At 71.2% G+C, this 16,903-nt stretch carries 20 protein-coding genes; 7 read left to right on the top strand and 13 right to left on the bottom strand.

What is annotated here, in order from left to right; genetic code table 11:
- Position 1 precedes the first annotated feature (1 nt).
- Positions 2–733 (bottom strand): SDR family NAD(P)-dependent oxidoreductase, encoded by a 732-nt coding sequence (locus DI005_RS33355; protein ID WP_112268568.1) that lies wholly within the window; start codon positions 731–733, stop codon positions 2–4.
- Positions 730–1,638, bottom strand: coding sequence for an NAD(P)-dependent oxidoreductase (locus DI005_RS33350; protein ID WP_199543434.1), 909 nt, complete (start codon positions 1,636–1,638; stop codon positions 730–732). Before DI005_RS33350 ends, DI005_RS33355 begins: the two co-directional genes overlap by 4 nt.
- Positions 1,639–1,831: 193 nt before the next feature.
- On the opposite strand from DI005_RS33350, the gene DI005_RS33345 reads away from it, so the two are divergent.
- The 3 genes from DI005_RS33345 (at position 1,832) to DI005_RS33335 (ending at position 4,253) form a co-directional block, all read left to right on the top strand.
- Positions 1,832–2,203, top strand: a complete 372-nt coding sequence (locus DI005_RS33345; RefSeq protein WP_158559936.1) for a nuclear transport factor 2 family protein — start codon at positions 1,832–1,834, stop codon at positions 2,201–2,203.
- A gap of 4 nt (positions 2,204–2,207) precedes the next feature.
- Positions 2,208–2,495, top strand: coding sequence for a hypothetical protein (locus tag DI005_RS33340; RefSeq protein ID WP_112268572.1), 288 nt, complete (start codon positions 2,208–2,210; stop codon positions 2,493–2,495).
- A 126-nt stretch (positions 2,496–2,621) separates the two neighbouring features.
- A complete protein-coding gene (locus DI005_RS33335; protein ID WP_113644734.1) occupies positions 2,622–4,253 on the top strand; it encodes an ABC-F family ATP-binding cassette domain-containing protein in 1,632 nt (543 codons plus the stop codon).
- Positions 4,254–4,276: 23 nt separating this feature from the next.
- Here DI005_RS33335 and DI005_RS33330 read toward each other — a convergent pair whose 3' ends face one another.
- Together DI005_RS33330 and DI005_RS33325 are read right to left on the bottom strand one after the other, a co-directional pair.
- Positions 4,277–4,843, bottom strand: coding sequence for a hypothetical protein (locus tag DI005_RS33330; RefSeq protein ID WP_113644733.1), 567 nt, complete (start codon positions 4,841–4,843; stop codon positions 4,277–4,279).
- 70 nt (positions 4,844–4,913) lie between these two features.
- Positions 4,914–5,504: a DinB family protein gene (locus tag DI005_RS33325; RefSeq protein WP_113644830.1), complete on the bottom strand. Its 591-nt coding sequence runs from the start codon at positions 5,502–5,504 to the stop codon at positions 4,914–4,916.
- 174 nt (positions 5,505–5,678) lie between these two features.
- On the opposite strand from DI005_RS33325, the gene DI005_RS33320 reads away from it, so the two are divergent.
- Positions 5,679–7,127, top strand: coding sequence for an Nramp family divalent metal transporter (locus tag DI005_RS33320; protein ID WP_113644732.1), 1,449 nt, complete (start codon positions 5,679–5,681; stop codon positions 7,125–7,127).
- 97 nt (positions 7,128–7,224) lie between these two features.
- On the opposite strand, the gene DI005_RS33315 is transcribed toward DI005_RS33320, so the two are convergent.
- Positions 7,225–8,241, bottom strand: a complete 1,017-nt coding sequence (locus DI005_RS33315; protein ID WP_199543433.1) for a sigma-70 family RNA polymerase sigma factor — start codon at positions 8,239–8,241, stop codon at positions 7,225–7,227.
- Positions 8,242–8,317: 76 nt separating this feature from the next.
- Here DI005_RS33315 and DI005_RS33310 point away from each other — a divergent pair, with 76 nt between their 5' ends.
- Together DI005_RS33310 and DI005_RS33305 are read left to right on the top strand one after the other, a co-directional pair.
- Positions 8,318–9,148 carry an alpha/beta fold hydrolase gene (locus tag DI005_RS33310; protein ID WP_113644731.1) on the top strand — a complete coding sequence of 277 codons (831 nt, stop codon included), beginning with the start codon at positions 8,318–8,320 and terminating at the stop codon, positions 9,146–9,148.
- Positions 9,149–9,228: 80 nt separating this feature from the next.
- Complete coding sequence (locus tag DI005_RS33305; protein WP_113644730.1) at positions 9,229–9,597, top strand: monooxygenase family protein; 369 nt, start codon at positions 9,229–9,231, stop codon at positions 9,595–9,597.
- A gap of 122 nt (positions 9,598–9,719) precedes the next feature.
- On the opposite strand, the gene DI005_RS33300 is transcribed toward DI005_RS33305, so the two are convergent.
- The 4 genes from DI005_RS33300 to DI005_RS33285 all read right to left on the bottom strand — a co-directional run bounded on the left by DI005_RS33300 (position 9,720) and on the right by DI005_RS33285 (position 12,650).
- Positions 9,720–10,052: a plasmid stabilization protein gene (locus DI005_RS33300; RefSeq protein ID WP_112268584.1), complete on the bottom strand. Its 333-nt coding sequence runs from the start codon at positions 10,050–10,052 to the stop codon at positions 9,720–9,722.
- Between the two features lie 76 nt (positions 10,053–10,128).
- Positions 10,129–10,755: a class I SAM-dependent methyltransferase gene (locus DI005_RS33295; RefSeq protein ID WP_112268586.1), complete on the bottom strand. Its 627-nt coding sequence runs from the start codon at positions 10,753–10,755 to the stop codon at positions 10,129–10,131.
- A 361-nt stretch (positions 10,756–11,116) separates the two neighbouring features.
- Positions 11,117–11,602, bottom strand: a complete 486-nt coding sequence (locus tag DI005_RS33290) for a pyridoxamine 5'-phosphate oxidase family protein (protein ID WP_112268588.1) — start codon at positions 11,600–11,602, stop codon at positions 11,117–11,119.
- A 475-nt stretch (positions 11,603–12,077) separates the two neighbouring features.
- Positions 12,078–12,650 carry a TetR/AcrR family transcriptional regulator gene (locus DI005_RS33285; protein WP_112268590.1) on the bottom strand — a complete coding sequence of 191 codons (573 nt, stop codon included), beginning with the start codon at positions 12,648–12,650 and terminating at the stop codon, positions 12,078–12,080.
- 108 nt (positions 12,651–12,758) lie between these two features.
- Here DI005_RS33285 and DI005_RS33280 point away from each other — a divergent pair, with 108 nt between their 5' ends.
- Positions 12,759–13,343 carry a dihydrofolate reductase family protein gene (locus DI005_RS33280; protein WP_112268592.1) on the top strand — a complete coding sequence of 195 codons (585 nt, stop codon included), beginning with the start codon at positions 12,759–12,761 and terminating at the stop codon, positions 13,341–13,343.
- Positions 13,344–13,347: 4 nt separating this feature from the next.
- Here the strand turns inward: DI005_RS33280 and DI005_RS33275 are convergent, their stop codons facing one another.
- The 4 genes from DI005_RS33275 to DI005_RS33260 all read right to left on the bottom strand — a co-directional run.
- Positions 13,348–14,184, bottom strand: a complete 837-nt coding sequence (locus DI005_RS33275; RefSeq protein WP_113644829.1) for an arylamine N-acetyltransferase — start codon at positions 14,182–14,184, stop codon at positions 13,348–13,350.
- A gap of 34 nt (positions 14,185–14,218) precedes the next feature.
- Positions 14,219–15,028 carry a cytidyltransferase gene (locus tag DI005_RS33270; RefSeq protein WP_113644729.1) on the bottom strand — a complete coding sequence of 270 codons (810 nt, stop codon included), beginning with the start codon at positions 15,026–15,028 and terminating at the stop codon, positions 14,219–14,221.
- 83 nt (positions 15,029–15,111) lie between these two features.
- Positions 15,112–15,963 (bottom strand): catechol 1,2-dioxygenase, encoded by an 852-nt coding sequence (gene catA / locus DI005_RS33265; RefSeq protein WP_112268595.1) that lies wholly within the window; start codon positions 15,961–15,963, stop codon positions 15,112–15,114.
- 14 nt (positions 15,964–15,977) lie between these two features.
- The coding region (locus DI005_RS33260; protein ID WP_304481743.1) for a 4-hydroxyphenylacetate 3-hydroxylase C-terminal domain-containing protein at positions 15,978–16,903 on the bottom strand (926 nt) is incomplete at its 5' end.

Genomic DNA, 16,903 nt, shown 5'->3' with positions numbered 1-16,903 from the left:
CTCAGAGCCCGCCCGCGACCCCCAGCACCGCGCCGTTGACATAGGACGCGGCGGGGGAGAGCAGCCACGCCACCGCCTCCGCGATCTCCTCCGGCCTGCCGGGGCGGCCGAGCGGCACGGCGGCGGCGACGCGCAGCGCCCGGCCCGGCTCTCCGGCGCGGGCGTGGATCGTGGTGTCGGTGGTTCCCGGCGCGACGGCGTTGACCCGCACGCCCTGCGGGCCGAGCTCCTTGGCCAGGCCCACGGTCAGGGTCTCCACACCCGCCTTCGCCGCCGCGTAGGCGACGTACTCGCCCGGCGAGCCCGTGCGCGCGGCCACCGACGACACGTTGACGATCGCGCGGTCCGCCGTGCCGTCCCAGCGCCGGGCGGCTTCCCGGCAGAGCCGCGTCGGTGCGACGAGGTTGACGTCCACCACCGCGCGCAGGTCCTCGTCGGACAGTGCGGTGAAGGGCCCGATCCGGCCGGTGATCCCGGCGTTGTTCACCACGGCGACCACCTCGCCGAGGCTCGACGCCGTGTCGAACAGGCGGCGTGGGGCGTCGTCGGAGGTGACGTCGAGCCGGATGCCCACGGCCCGGCCGTGCGTGACGCGCTCGACCTCGCCCGCGTCGGCCGGGGAGCTGGTGTGGGTGAAGACCACGGCGAACCCGTCGTGGCAGAGCCGTTCGACCACACACCGGCCGATGCCCCGCGAGCCACCGGTCACGACGGCCACCCCGGAGATACTCACGCGCGCTCCCTTCCCGCGGTGCGAGCCTCGATCGCCCTGACGACGGCGGCCATGTCGGCACCACCGTGGCCGAGGCCCACCGTGTCGGCGTAGAGCCCGTGGCACACGTCGAGCAGCGGCGACGCGAGTCCCGCCTCGCGCGCGGCCCCCGCGATGAGCCGGTTGTTCTTCAGCACGTCCGCGATCGAGGCCTGGACCGAGAAGTCACCGGCGACGAGCTTAGCGGCCTTGGTCCGCGACACGGCCGAGGCCATCGGCCCGGCGTCGAGCACGCGGGCCAGCGCGGTGACGTCGAGCCCATGGCCCTCGGCGAAGTGGAACGCCTCGGCCAGCCCGGTGACCATGGTGATCAGGAACAGGTTCACCGCGAACTTCAACAGCAGCGCGCCGGGCACGGGGCCGCACTCGAACGCCGCCGCGCACAGCGGTGCGAGCAGCGGGCGGACGCGAGTGACGTCGGCCTCCGCGCCGGCCAGCATCGCGACGAGCTCGCCCGCCTCGGCCGGCCCGCGCGAGCCCGACACGGGGGCTTCGACGTACGCGCCGCCCTCCGCCGCGATCTCCGCGTCGAGCCGCCGCGAGTAGTCGGCGGGAACCGTGCCCAGGTGCACGACGGTGCGGCCACGAACACGCGGGCCGAACTCCGCGGTGCCCCGGGCCAGCACGGCGTCCACGGCGGTCTCGTCGGCGAGCATCAGCAGTACCACGTCGGCGAGCTCGAACAGCTCACCGGAGCTGGTCGCCCGGCGGGCACCAGCCGCCACCACGGCATCGCAGGCGGCGGCCGTGCGATTCCAGACCACCAGCGGCGTGCCCGCGCGCACGAGGTTGAGCGCCATCGGCGCGCCCATCACCCCGAGCCCGGCGAACCCCAGCCGCACCTCGTCACTCCGGTCTTTCCCCATCGCACTCCTCACGTTCCGCTGGTGAGGTGGTTCTAGCGAGCGCGGGGACGGCGCGTCTTGAACGGTTGTGCGTCCTCACCCGCCCTCGTGTGCCCCGCCCGATTCATGTCGCACTGTGCAAGAATTCCGCGATGCGGCAGTGTCGTGGTGGCTCGCCGATGCTCTCCGGCGGAACCTGAGGCGTGGGCACCGCGTGGACGAGGCGGCGATACTCGGGCTGGAGCGTCAGGGCTGGGCGCTCGCGGGGTCGAGGCACGCCAAGGGCTTCTACGACCGGCTGCTCACCGCCGACGCGGTGCTGTTCCTGCCCGGCGAATGGCTGGACCGCACGCGCGCGCTCGAATACTGGCTGACGATGCCGAGATGGGCCGAGTACCGGCTGCTGCGGCCGAAGGTCATGCCGCTCGCCGACGTGGTCGCCGCGGTGTCCTACCGCGTCGTCGCGCGGGAGCAGGGCCGTGCCGAGCCCTACCGCGCGGACTGCGTGAGCGTCTACGCACAGGAGAACGCACGGTGGCGCCTCACGTTCCACGAGCAGACCCCCGTGGGAAGCTCGCCGGACTGAGCCGGTGTCGGCGGCGCAGCGGCAGCAGTTCGCCGGCGCCGTGGTGGTGTGGTCCGGGTTTCTGCGCGTTCAACCGCGCCGCACTGAGCCTGATCGCGGGCCTGCCATCGCGGCCGTGGCGTTTCCGGCGCCGGCTCCGGTGGCCGTGGTGACGTACCGGTCCTTCGCGTGCTGGATCGCGATCCCGTTGGCTGTCCGCCCGGTCCGTCGGCTACGGTCGAGACCGGTGATCGCGTCGCGCGAGATTTCAGGGAGTGCGCCCATGGTGGCCGAGGACGACATCTCCGGGTGATACCCGGCCCGGCCGGCGGTGCTCGCCAGCAGGCGGCACCGCGACCGGTCGTGTCCTCGTTCCCTTTCCCTGTTCCATATCCGGGTGGCTCGCCGCCGCCCGCGTCGCGCGTGAGGACTTTCCTTCGTGTCCAAGACTTTCATCGTGTGTTCCGGCCTGTCGTTCTCCTGGCCCGACGGCACCCCGGTGTTCGAGAACCTCGGCTTCACCGTCGGGGCGGGCCGCACCGGCCTCGTCGCGCCCAACGGAGCGGGCAAGAGCACGTTGCTCAAGCTGATCGCGGGGGAGTACGTTCCCTCGGCGGGTTCCGTCACCGTCGACGGTGTGCTCGGGTACCTGCCGCAGACGCTTCCGCTCGACGGCGAGCCGACCGTGGTCGAGGTGCTGGAGATCGCCCCGGTCGTCGGTGCGCTGGCCGCCATCGAGGCGGGTGACGCGAGCGAGGAGCATTTCGCCACGATCGGCTCCGACTGGGACATCGAGGACCGGGCCCGCGCGGAGCTCGATCGGCTCGGGCTCGGCGATGTCGAGCTGGACCGGAGGCTCGGCACGCTCAGCGGCGGCCAGGTCGTCTCCCTCGGCCTCGCCGCACAGCTGCTGAAGCGGCCCGACGTTCTCGTGCTCGACGAGCCCACCAACAACCTCGACCGCGCGGCGCGGACCCGCCTGCACGCGGTGCTCGGCGACTGGAAGGGCTGCCTGCTGCTCGTGAGCCACGACCGGGAGCTGCTCGACCGGATGGACCGGATCGCCGAGCTCGAGCCTGGCCGGCTTCGCGTCCACGGCGGGAACTTCACCGAGTACGAGGCGGCGAAGCAGGCCGAGCGCGAGGTCGCGGAGAAGAACCTGCGCGCCGCCGAGCAGGAGCTCAAGCGCGAGAAGCGCGAGCTGCAACAGGCCCGTGAGCGGGCCGCCCGCCGCGCGAGCGCGGGCGCGCGCAACAACGCCGACATCCCGAGGATCGTGCGGGGCATGTTGCAGCGGCGCGCCCAGGAGTCCGCGGCCAAGGCGGACGGCGTGCACTCCCAGCGCGTCGAGGGCGCAAAGGCCAAAGTGGACGAAGCCGACCGCGCGCTGCGCGAGGACGAGACGATGTCGCTTTCCCTCCCGGACACGCTCGTCCCTGCTGGGCGGACGGTGTTCCACGGCGAGCGGATCCAGGTCCGCCACGACGGCCGCGCGCTGTTCGCGGGCGACGGTCTGGACCTCGCGATCCGCGGCCCCGAGCGGATCGCGCTCACCGGCGGCAACGGGGCGGGCAAGTCGACGCTGCTGCGGGTCGTGGCGGGCCTGACCGAGCCCGACAGCGGGGTGATGAGCCGGGCGCACGGGCGTGTCGCCTACCTTTCGCAGCGGCTCGACCTGCTGGACCTGGAACGCAGCACGGCGGAGAACCTGCGCGCGTTCGCGCCGGGCAAGGCCGCCACGGAGACCATGCACCTGCTGGCCCGCTTCCTGTTCCGTGCGGAGCGGGCGGACCTGCCGGTGGGCGCGCTCTCCGGTGGAGAGCGGCTGCGCGCGACCCTGCTGTGCGTGCTGTGCGCCGAGCCGGCGCCGCAACTGCTGCTGCTCGACGAGCCCACCAACAACCTCGACCTGCCCAGCGTGCGGCAGCTGACCGGGGCACTGAAGTCCTACCGCGGCGCGTTCGTGGTCGTCAGCCACGACCACCGGTTCCTCTCCGAGCTCGGGGTGAGTCGCCGGCTGCGGCTCACCGGGGGCGAGCTGACCGAGACGGGGCCGCCGGAACCGGAGTGAGCGGAGCCCGGAGTGGCGCGGCCTCAGGAGGAGTGACGGCGGCGCGCCACGAACCAGCCCGCGCCGCCCAGCACCGCGGCGGCCAGCGCCACCCCGCCCCACAGCAGGGGAGCCGCGGCGCCCGGCTCGCCGAGCCGCACGTCCACTCCGGGCAGGGGCGTGCGGCCCTCCCCGAAGGGAAGGCTCTCCGCCGGCCCGATCGGGCGCGTGCCGTCGCACAGGGCCGTGGACAGCCGGGCCCCGGGCTCCCGAGTCCGATGGGCGAACACCAGCAGCGTGCCGCCCGGCGACAGGTGACAACTGCTGGTGCTTCCGGGGCTCTCGACCTCCTGCCGGGCCCGGACCCGTCCCTTGTAGACCCGCGTGACCTCGAAGATCGCCGTGTCGACGTGGATGTTCTCCGGCGTGCCCTGCTCCCGGCCGGTCACCGTGCCCGTGAACACCGCGTCAGCGCGGGCGAACCGTTCGGCGTCGGTGCTTTCGGCGCAGGAGCAGGCGTGCGCCGGCGGTGCCGGCAGCACCAGGGCGACGGGCACCAGCGCCAGCACGGCGAGGACGAGCAGGACGGTACGTCCCGTACGGCGGATCATCGAGGGCTCCCTCCGGCCTCGGCGCCCACACCGCTGCAGACGGCGCCGGGTGCGCGAAGGGTTGCACCGCTCAGCGGTTCGCCGCCTCCCGGGCCGCGCGCTCCACGCGCTGCCGGTACTCCGCCCACCAGCTCTGGTCGCCGGGGGCCAGGTTGTCCACGTCGGCCCGCAGCCCCGCGGCGCCGTCGATGAGCTCGCGGACGATGTCGGCGTGCCCCGCGTGGCGGTGGGTCTCGGCGATCATGTGCACCAGGACCTGGTGCAGCGTCACGTCGCCGCGGTCCCCGGGCCAGTGCGGCACCCGGCCGGGCGAGTCCAGTTCCAGCGTCTCGATCGTGGTGTCCGCGTGTGCGCACACCCGCCGGTAGAGCGCGACGAGGTCGGCTCGCGACTCGTCGGCCGTCGCCCACATGTCCACGTTGGGCTCCGCGTCGTCGGTGAGCCAGGGCAGCGTCTCACCGAACGGCCGCCCGAAGGTGTCCGCGAAGTACCCCAGCTCGCAGCCGGACAGGTGCTTGACCAGTCCGAGCAGGTTCGTTCCGGTGGGGGTGAGCGGACGGCGGACGTCGTACTCGGTGAGCCCGTCGAGCTTCCAGAGCAGCGCGTCGCGGGCGATCTGGAGGTAGCGGTGGAGGTGTGCTTTCGCGTCCGGTGCGGTCATGCCGTCAGCCTCCCACGACCCGTTGCCGGTGTCGGCGCGGTCCACTGTGGAGTCGGTAACGGCGGGGACCGCGACGATCACGCTATTGACACGATCGGGTGAGCTGCGTCACTCTGTCTGGGCGCTGAGCGGACTGGTTGGGATTTACCACCTGCGGTGAGATGAGGCGGCCGTATGACGCAAACCGGTGGCCCGAAGCGAGATCAGCCGACCCTGCCGAGCAAGTACCTGCCGCCGGTCGAGCTCAGGGACCTGCCGGAACCGGTACGCCTGCGCAAGATCACCGGTGCCAGCGTGATCATCCTCGCCACGGCCATCGGGTCGGGGGAAATGATCCTCTGGCCCTACATCACCTCCCAGGTCGGCTTCACGTTCATGTGGGCCGCGGTGGTGGGCTTCGGCATCCAGTTCTTCCTGAACATGGAGATCGAGCGCTACACCCTGGCCACAGGGGAGTCGGCCATCACCGGCTTCGCGCGGCTCTGGAAACCGTGGTGGTGGCTGTTCATCCTGTTCGCGCTGTTCCAGAACTTCTGGCCGGGCTGGGCGACCGGCGCCGCCACGGCGGCGTCGTTCGTGTTCGACCTCGGCGAGGACGCGCCGATTGTGCCGATCACGATCGCGGCACTGGCCGCCATCGGCATCACGCTCACCCTGTCACCGGTCGTCTACCAGTGGGTGGAGAAGATCCAGGGCGTCCTGGTGGGCCTGATCATGCTGTTCGTGATCGTCGCGGTTCCGGCCGCCACGACGACCGACGCGTGGGGATCGCTCGTCACCGAGGGCATCGGCGACATCGGTTTCCCGATCGGGCACGAGGGCCTCAGCGTCGCGTTGCTGCTCGGCGCTCTCGCCTTCGCCGGCGCGGGCGGTGCCAACAACCTCGTGCAGAGCAACTACATCCGCGACAAGGGTATGGGCATGGGCCAGCACATGCCGCGGATCGTCTCGCCGCTCACCGGCCACGAGGAGGCCCGCCCCTCGCTGGGCTACGTCTTCCCGACCGACACCGAGAACATGCGCCGCTGGCGCGGCTGGTGGAAGGTCGCCAACTGGGAGCAGTTCATCACGTTCTTCCTCATCGGAGTCGTGAGCCTCGTGGTGCTCTCGGTGCTGGCCTACTCGACCCTGCCGGTCGGCACGGTCGACGAGGAGGACCTGGCCTTCCTGCTCCTCGAGGGCGAGACCCTGCAGGACACCGTCGCGCCGTGGTTCGGCACCGCGTTCTGGTGCGCCGCGGTGTTCGCCCTGTTCTCCACGAACCTCGGCATCATCGACTACACCTGCCGGCTGATCGCCGACCAGCTCAAGATCAACGCTTTGAAGGACAGCACGTTCTGGTCGGAGAGCAAGATCTACGCCGCGTTCGTGTGGCTGATGATCGTGGTCGGCTCCGTGATCCTGATGTCGGGGGTGGACCAGCCGTTCCTGCTCGTCGTGATCTCGTCGTCGATCGCGGGCGTGCAGATGTTCATCTACTCGGGCCTGCTGATGCTGTTGAACCGCAAGGCGCTGCCGAAGCCGATCCGCACGGGATGGGTGCGGATGGCCGTCCTGGCGGTGTCCTTCGTGTTCTTCGGCTTCCTGTCCGTGCTGCTCGTCATCGACAACCTCGGGCTGTGACCGGTGCTGAAACAACTGTGGCTGCGCGTGCTCGTGGGGCTGACGATCTGGCTCATCCTCATCGGCCTGATGTGGGCGGTCGGGATCCTCTGACCGGTCAGTCCAGCGACGCGGGCAGCCCGAAGGCGGCGAGGTGCTCCGCGCCGATGAACGTCGTCAGCTCGGTGATCCGCTCACCGCGCAGGGCCAGCACCGTGATCGACCAGCCCGCGTGCCTGCCCAGCGCGTCGTCCCAGAGGTAGGCCCCAACGGCGGGCTGGCCGTTCGCGCTCGTGGGCAGGTGCCGCCAGCTGCCGCAGCTGCCCAGCGGCACCCGCGTCGCGAAGTCCGTCACCGGGCCCAGGCCGCGGTACCAGTGCGGCAGCGGCGGCATCGACCACGTGACGTCCTCGGTGAGCAGCGCGAGCAGCGCGTCGGCGTCGCCCCGTTCGAGCGCGGTCGTGTAGCCGGTGACGATCTCCCGCACCCTGGCGTCGCCGAGCGAGCGCAGCGTCCGCTGCTGCGTCACGTCCGGCACCTTCTCGGCGACGATCTTCCTCGCCCGCTGCAGCGCGCTGTTGACCGACGCGGTGCTCGTCCGCATCACCTCGGCGATCTCCGCGGCCGAGAAGCCGAGCACCTCGAACAGCAGCAGCGCGGCCCGCTGGTTGCCGGGCAGGTGCTGGCACGCGGCCACGAACGCGAGCTCCACGGCCTCCCGCTGCTCGTAGGCCGACTGCGGGCCGAGCGTGCCCTCGGCGAGTGCCGTGTCGGGGTAGGGGCCGAGCCATGCGACGTCGGTGCGGGGAGCGTCGCCGGTCACGGCCTGTTCGCTGGCCGGGCCGAGGTCCACCGGCAGCGCGCGCCTGCCGCGGCTCGCCACCGTGTCCAGGCAGGTGCGGGTGGCCACCGTGTAGAGCCACGACCGCAGCGAGCTGCGTCCCTCGAACCGGGCGAGGCCCTTCCACGCCCGCAGCAGCGCGTCCTGCAACGCGTCGTCGGCGTCGTGCACCGAGCCGAGCATGCGGTAGCAGTGCGCGTGCAGCTCGGGACGCAACGGCTCCACCAGCCGCGTGAAGGCCGCGTCGTCCCCCTCGCGCGCGCTGGCGAGATCCGACTCGGAAATCTGGGTCACGAGCGATGATTCTGCCCCATCGCGGCAGTCACGTACGTCGACAACGCATTTTCCCGCTCCACGGGGAGGACCACTGATGAACCAGACCACCGCTTCAGTCACCACCGGCACGCTGCGGGTTCCCGACGCCACGCTGTACTACGAGGTGCGGGGCAGCGGTCCCGTCGTCGTGCTCGTCGGCGCGCCGATGGACGCGCGCTCGTTCGAGCCGCTGGCCGACCTGCTCGCCGCCGACCACACCGTGCTCACCACAGACCCGAGGGGCATCAACCGCAGCAAGGTCGATGATCCCGGCCGCGATTCCACCCCCGAGCAGCGCGCCGACGACCTGTCCCGCCTGCTCACCCACCTCGGCGCCGGGCCGGCCGCTGTGCTCGGTTCCAGCGGCGGAGCCGTCAGCGTGCTGGCCCTCGCACAGGCCCACCCCGAGCAGGTGCACACCGTCATCGCCCACGAGCCGCCACTGGACGAGCTGCTCGCGGACCGCGAGGAGCTGCGAGAGCGCACCGAGGACATCATCGCCACCTACCTCGCCGGTGACGCGCTCGGCGCGGGACGGAAGTTCCTCGCCGTCGCCAACATCCACCTTCCCGACGAGGTCGTCGAGCACATGTTCGGCGGCGAGCAGGGCCCGCAGGACGCTGCCGACGCCCACTTCCAGTACGCGCACATGCTTCGCCCCACCACCCGCTGGGTGCCGGACTTCGATCGCCTGCGCTCGGGCTCGCCGAGGATCGTCGTGGGCATCGGCGAGGAGTCCGGCGGCCAGCTCTGCGAGCGCACCTCCCTCGCGCTCGCCGACGGTCTCGGCATCGCGCCGACCCGGTTCCCCGGCGACCACGTCGGCTTCGCCGAGGACCCCGGCGCTTTCGACACGCGCCTGCGCGCCGTGCTGCGCGGTGACTGAGAAACCCGGCTCGACCGGCTCGTAACGGCTTCGCCCCTGCGCGCGACTATGGGCGGAGTCGGGTTCGTCCGGGAGTGGTCATGGCTGCGATACACCGGGGCAAGTGGGCCGCCGAGATCGAAGGGGACTTCGTGGTGTTCCTCATCGGCGCCCGCGTGAGCCCGCGCCATCCCCTCGCGTGGTTCCGCGACCTCGGCGGCCGCCGGGGGATGCGGCACATGCTCGACCAGCTCATGGCGGATCCCGACAGTGGCCTGCTCGGCTACGTCATGGGGATGCCGGTGATCGTGCAGTACTGGCGCAGCTTCGACCAGCTTGAGGCGTTCGCCGCCGACACCGCCGCGGCTCACCCCGCCGCAGCCAGGACCTACTGGCAGCGGGTGAGCCGCCACGGCCACGGTGCCGGCATCTGGCACGAGACCTATCTCGTGAAGGCGGGCGAGTACTAGACCGTCTACGGCAACATGCCGTCGTTCGGTCTCGGCGCCGCGCGCGGAAGCACTCTGCGGCGGGCCGGTGACGTGGCCGGGGAACGGCTACGACGGGCCCGGTCCGCCGCGTCAGGCACAACCTAACGGCCGAGGGCCTTCTCCAGCTCCTTCTTCGTCATCTTGGAGCGGCCCTGGATGTTGCGCTGCTTCGCCTCGTTGTAGAGCTGGTCGCGCGTCGGTCCACCAGGGCCCTGCCGGTTGCCGGACCGCTTGCCGCCGCGCCGCTGCGGAGACATGTCCTTCGTGGACGTCTTGCTCGCCCGCTTCGACTCGCCGGACTGCGCGCGGTTCTTGTTCACCGTGCGCGCGGCGATCTCTTCGGCCCTGTCCTCACCGGCGCCGCGCTTCTTCTGCGAGGACTTGATGTGCTCGTACTGACGCTCGCGCTTGTTGCTCCAAGCCTGCTGGGGCATCGTGCACCTCCTTGACACGCGACACGCGATGTCCCGCCCGGGGTGCCCCGTCGCTGCGCTCGGTAAACGACCGACGTCAGGAGCGCGCCGCGATCCCACTGATGTGCGACGAGAACGGCGTCCGAGCGTCCGGAAAGCGGTAGCGGTCCAGTCTTTCGATCTGGAACCCGGCGTGCTCGATCGCGGCCGCCGTGTCCCGCCCCGCGTGACAACCGCCCGCCAGTCGCGGCCAGAACGTGGCGTCGAGCAGCCGCTGCACCCGCACCATCCCCGGCGAGTCGGCCCGCACGTGTTCGAGGAAGCGAAGCTTCCCGCCCGGCACCAGCACCCTGCGCATCTCCCGCAGCGCCGACGCCTGGTCGGGCACCGAGCACAGCACGAGCGACACCACCACGGCGTCGACGCTGCCTTCCCCGGCCGGCAGCTGCTCGGCCGTCCCGTCGACCACCTCCACGGGCACCGCGGTCTTCCGCGCCTCGCCCTCCGCCAGCTGCCTCAGGTGCGGCTCCGGCTCCACCGCGATGACCCTGTCGACCGTGCCGGGATAGTGCGCGAAGTTCAGCCCGTTGCCCGCGCCGACCTCGAGTACGGTGCCGCTCAGCCCCGCCAGCAACGCCTCCCGGTGTTCGGCCATGCCGCCGCGTTCCATGGCGCGGCTCAGCCGGGAGTAGAACCGCGCGAAAATCGGATGGTTGACCGCCATACCGTTCACCCTGACACAGGAACCGGCGTGCTGCGGTAGTGCAGGCCCTCGGGTGTGGTGACGCTGAGGATGCCGGTGTGGGTGTCGACGTCGTAGTGAGCCGTCACGGGTTCCTGCCGCTTCCATACGGGTGCGGCTCTCGGGTGAGGCAGCGTGGTGGGCCTGCTCGTGTTCGGCCGGACAGGATCTGGCCGATCGAGCTGCGCGGTCGGCGGTGGTTCCACCAGCCGACCCAGCCGGGGTCGCGTACCCGATTCGACCAGCGCACTTCGACGACTATCCCGTGCGGGTCAGTTCGGTGCTGCTCGGCGAGCTCAAGGGCATCCCCGGGATCTTTTGCACCTCCTGAGCAGCCCCGCCCTCAACCCTGCCGCGCACGCATCAGGTCCTCGACCGACTTGGGGAGGGTGGTCTCGAAGTCCAGCAGCTTCGCCCAGCCGGGCGTCACGATGATGCGGGTCATCCGCTGGTACAGCGCGCGCACGCCGGCCTCCCAGCCCGCGAACTCGTCGTCGGGCACCACCTTGCGCGCCGCCGTGATGTACTCGTCGGGAACGCCTTCGACGTCCTCGACGTGCGCGCTGCCGCGGACCAGCAGCACCCGCGGCGGGAAGCTGTCGGTGTCGATCGTGATCGCCACCCTGGGATTGGCCCGCAGCGCCTTCACCTTCGCCGATGTGGGCACTGTGGACATCACCAGCTCCGCGCCGGTCCAGTGGAACCCGATCGGGACCACGCGCGGGCCGCCGTCGAGCCCCACGTAGGAGAACCGCGCGGGGATCGACGACCCCAGCAGCTCCCGCGAGATCGGCTTGTCCATCACCTCGAAGACCTCGTCCCGCCTCATGACCGTCTCCTCCCGTGCGGGTAGCGCCCATGACGGCGCTCTCGACAGGTGGACGGAACCGCCGCGCGGTTCTCGACACGGCCCGCCAGCGAAACGCGAGAGATCTCGGCCGTGCCGGGTGGAAGGCGTCTCGGCCCACCCGCCGTGGCCCGGCCTCGCCTTGGCGACGTTGCCGGAGCTGGTGCCCAGCGTCGGCGGGCTGGTGCGGTAAGCGGCTGTGTGCGATCGCCTCTGGTCCGAGGGCGCCACGTGCTCGAGGCGGTCGCCACCGCGCGGCACAGCCGGACGTCCACATCTGCTGCGCGGGCAAGGCGCTGCCGACGCGCGGTCGTCCGCTGGGCGCGCGGGGAGGGGCTCGCGCTCTGGCCGTCCGGCCGGTGAGTTCGCCGTCGCCCGCGCCGGGACGGGCGGGCGCTGGTGCTCGTGCGCCCGGAACCGAGGAGGACCTGCTCACCCGCGACGTCGGCCGTTGAGCTCAGTCCGGCAGAGCGCTCGCGACGACCATGTCCACGAGGCGGTGGATGTCGTGGCCGGTCAGCACGTCCGGGGTCGTCAGGTGCTCCACGAGCAGCCCGGTCATCGCGAAGTACAGCAGCAGCACGGTGTCCGCCCCGCCCGGCAGTCCAGCGTCGGTGTGGAAATCGATGTTGAAGGCGAGGTTCTGCCGCAGCGTCTCGGTGAGCGCCGTTCGCAGCGCGGGCCGTCGCGTCGCCTCCAGCCGCAACTCCAGCAACGCCAGGTACCCGGCACGGTCGGCGAGCATGCGCGCGCGCAGGTCGTGCATGAGCCGGAAGACCAGCTCGCGCGTGCGCGGCGCCGCCATGACCCTCTCGAGCGCGGCCGGGTCAGGGGCGAGCCGCACGTGGATGTGCAGGCCCGCCTGGCGCAGCAGGTCGTCGCGGTTGGCGAAGTAGTTGGACGCGGTGCCGGCGGGCACCCCCGCCTCGGTGTCGACGGCCCGGAACGTCAGCCCGCGCGCGCCGTCGCGGGCCAGCACCTCGATGGCCGCGTCGGCCAGAGCCGTCCTTCTCGCCTCGTTACGGACCATGCCACCCGGACCTCCGTGCGGAAACCACTTGCAACCACTTCGGGCATAGTACTACAAATAGAGTGGTTGCCGGATGTTCCGGCATCGCGAGTCCCCGAGGAGCGCCGCATGCGCAAGCTGACCTACTTCGTCGCCTCGACCATCGACGGCGTCATCGCGGGCCCAGGGGGCGGCGACCCCTCCGGCCCGGACGGCTTCTTCGTCATGGAGGGCGATCACCTCCAGGACCTGTTCACCGACTGGCCGGACATCCTGCCCGGTCCCGCCCGCGCCGCGCTCGGCATCGACGTGCCCCCCAAGCACTTCGACACCGTGCTGGAAGGCCGCGCCTCCTACCAGGTCGGGCTCGACGCCGGGATCACCGACGCCTACCCGCACCTGGAGCATTACGTCTTCTCCCGCACCATGACCGAGGCGCCGGACCCGGCCGTGCGTCTCGTGTCCGGCGACCCGGTGGAGAAGGTGCGCGAGCTGAAGCGGCGCGACGGCCTCGGCATCTGGCTCGTCGGCGGCGCCACGCTCGCCGGCGCCCTGCGCCCGGAGATCGACGAGCTGGTGGTGAAGCTCCACCCCGTGGTCGCGGGCGCAGGGATCCCCCTGTTCTCCGGCGAGTTCGGCCCCCAGCGGTTCGACCTCGCCGACGTGCGCCGCTTCGACAGCGGCGTGCTGTACCTGACCTACACGAAGAGGTGAGCGGTCACTTCTCCCCGGCGTAGCGCTCGCGCGCCAGCTCGAGGTCGGCGGGGTCGAGGTCCAGGTCCAGCGAGCGCAGCGTCGCGCCGAGGTCGGCGGGCGCGACCGTGCTCTTCTCCTCGGTGCCGTCCGCGTACTCGGTGACGAGTTGCTCGCCGATGAGCTTGCGGCACACGCCGTCGGACAGGCGCATCACCACGAGCCTGCCGGTGAACGGTGAGCGCGGATGCGTGGCGACGTAGTGGTTGAAGACCTCGTAGTCGATCGGGTGCTGCGGCACCTCGTCGAACGAGTACTGCGTCTGCCACTCGCCGTCGCGCAGCATGTGCAGGCGCCAGCCCCGCTCGTCGGCAGTGAGCCTGTGCGGCCAGCCCGCCTGGTCGAGCTCGCTGCCGTCGAGCAACGGCATCGGCCGCATGATGCTGGCGCCGAAGCCGACGTCGGCGAGGTAGTCGGCGCCGTCCACCCGTACCCGCAGGTTCATGTGGGTGTTGGGGCCGGGGTGGTCCGGCTGCACGCGCGCCGCCTGTCGGTTCACGTCGTACCCGAGGCGCTCCAGCACGGCCGCGAACAACAGGTTGTGCTCGTAGCAGTAGCCGCCCCGGCGCCGGTGCACGAGCTTGGCGGTGATGTCGGCCAGCTCCAGTGACGGCGATCGGCCCAGCAGCGGATCGATGTTCTCGAACGGGATCGTGCGCACGTGGGCCTCGTGCAGCGCGGTCAGCGCCGCGGCCGAGGGTGCCTCGCGCCGCTGCCCGACACGCGCCAGGTAGGCGTCCAGGTCGAGCTCGGCGATGTTCCAGACGTCGGGGGTGGTGGCCGGCTTCGTCGTCGTGTTCATGCCGACCAGCTTCACACCTCCAGCGCGCTGGAGGTCAAGCGCGAGAAAGGAAATCGAGTCCAGCCGGGCCCGGCGGCAAAGCCGCGGTGCGGATCAGCAGCTGCCCGCGCGCGGTGACCTGGACGAACGTGATGCCGCCTTTCGACAGCCGCGCTCGGTAGGAGCCGGGCGCGGGCAGCGCCGTCCCGTCCTCGACGGTCAGCGCCCCGGTACGCCAGCCCGCCATCCGCGCGAGGCCGTCGACGCGGTGCGGCCTGCCGAGTGCGCGCGCGGCGCCTTCGACGTCGCCGCGCGCGAGGCACCTCCGGATGAACGTCGACGAGCACGGCGTGTGGCCGTCGGTGGCGGGCAGCAGGTCGACGCCGTGCACGGCGACGTCGTGCCGGGCGCCGAGCCGCCGCAGCATCGCGAGGTCACCGCGGGCCTGGTGGCCGAACGTGAAGTTGGCGCCGACCACGACGGCCGCCGCCCGCAGGTCGCCGACCACGATCCGCTCCACGAACGCCTCGGGGCTCAGCCGTGCCAGCTCCTCCGTGAACGACAGCACGCACACGCCGTCGACGCCGTGCCGCCAGGCCAGCTCGGCCCTCCGGTCCACCGTGCTGAGCGCGGTGGTGTCCCTCGGCGCCCCGACCACCCGCGCCGGATGCGGATCGAACGTCACGAGCATCGTCGGCAGGCGATGCTCGCGCCCGACCTCCAGCGTGCGGCCGATGAGACGCGTGTGACCCCGGTGCACGCCGTCGAAGACGCCGATCGTCACCACCTGCGGGCCCAGGTCCGGCGGCAGCTCCGTGAGCCCCCGCCACAGCCGGGACCGCCTGCCCGTGGCCGGTGCCGTCATGGCCAGCTCCTCGTGGTCGCCCTGGTCCCGGCGGGACCGTCCTCGCCACCGGGACCAGGGCCGTCCGGATAGGACGGTGGAGGTCACCCGCGTTCGAGCACGAAGTCGTACTCGGAACGCAACCTGCCGTCGCCCTGCTCCACCGGAGTCAGGACCAGCTCGGGCTTGGTCGCCTGAGCGATGTCGCTGTCGAGCCACTCGCCACCCTCGAAGTACAGCTGGGTGGTGATCGGCCGGTGGCCGGGCGCGCGCACGATGAGGTGCAGGTGCGCGGGCCGCCACGGGTGCCAGCCCGCGGCCTCGATCAGCTGGCCGGTGGGGCCGTCGGTCGGGATCTGGTACGGCGCGGGCTGCACCGTGCTGATCTCGAACCGGCCCTGCCCATCGGTCACGACGACGCCGCGCAGGTTCCCGTCGGGCAGGTGCGGCGCGAAGCCCGAGTAGTAGCCCTCCGAGTCGGCGTGCCAGATGTCGAGCTCGGCTCCCGCGACCGGGTTGCCGTCGGTGTCGCGGACCTGGCCCGCGAACACCAGCGGCGTGCCCTTCTCGTCGGGCCGGGCGGGCAGGCTCGCGACGGACGGGAGCTGCTGCTGACCCGGCAGGTAGTACGGGCCCAGGATGCTGCCCTTGGTGCCCTGCTGGGTCTCCGCTGCGACGTCCTCCACGACGTGCTCGACGAACACGTCCAGGAACAGCGGCCACTCGCCGCCCTCGCCGAGGTCGATCAGCCACTGCTTGGCGGCCTGGAACTCGTCGTAGGTCACCTTCTCGGCGCGGATCGCGTCGTGCACGCCGGAGAGGATGCGGCCGACCACCGAGCTGACGCGCTCGGCGGACACCGCGCCGGTGGTGTGCTCTTGTCTGCTCGCCCGGAACGCCTGCGTCGCTGACGTGCCCGAGCCGCGCGCGGTGGGGGACTGGTCGGTGCTGGTCATGGTCTGCTCCTGGCTCAGCGTTTGGTGCTCATGAGATCGGGGACGGTCCAGCCGTCGAGGTCGTACTCGGCCATGCACCGCTCGGCGAAGCCCTTCATGGCGTCGGCCGCGCCGGACTGCTGGGCGGCGAAGAGCAGTTCGGCGCGCACGCCCTCGTGGTTGCCGGAGTAGTTGCGCTCGTAGAGCTCGTGGCGGCCGCCGAACTCACTGCCGATCGAGTCCCAGATCAGCTTCATCAGCTTCACGCGCTCGATCGCGTCGATGCCGTTGGAGCCGCGCACGTATTTGTCGAGATACGGCCGCGTCTCGGGTGACTTGAAGTCGTCCGCGTGCGAGGGCAGGTAGATCAGCCCGCTGCCGAGGTCCTGCATGATGATCTCGCGCACGCGCGGGTAGCCGACGGTCATGAACCAGCGGTAGGCCAGGCCGTAGTCCAGATGCGGCAGCACCGCGCCGTCGACCCACTGGTCCGGGTTGGCGGCCATCGCGTCGGAGATGGCCCAGAACATGTTGCGCCAGCCGATGACCTCGCCGACGCGGGTCTGGATGCCGCGGAAGTCCTTGGTGCCGGTGGCTTCCACGCCCTTTATCAGCAGTCCGGCGATGAAGTCGAGCTTGACGGCCAGGCGGGTGACGCCGTGGAAGGTGAAGCGGTGCAGGAAGCCGGAGCCGGGGAAGAACGTGCTCGCCTTCTCGGGATCGCCGTAGATGAAGACGTCCTCCCACGGGATCTTCACCTTGTCCAGGATGAAGATCGTGTCGTTCTCGTCGAACCGTGACGAGAGCGGGTAGTCGAAAGGACTCGACATCACGTCGGCGGTGTTGGCGTAGGAGTGCCGGCAGATGAGCTTCATGCCCGGTGCACCCATCGGCACGGTGCACACGAGCGCGAACTCGCGCTTCTTGATCGGCAGGCCGTAGTGGGCGATGAAGTTGTAGT

Source organism: Prauserella sp. PE36 (assembly GCF_003311655.1).
In the GTDB taxonomy this organism is placed as follows: Bacteria; Actinomycetota; Actinomycetes; order Mycobacteriales; family Pseudonocardiaceae; genus Prauserella_A; species Prauserella_A endophytica.
The sequence above is the reverse complement of the archived record's forward strand: the minus strand, read 5'-3'. Positions and strand labels throughout refer to the sequence as shown.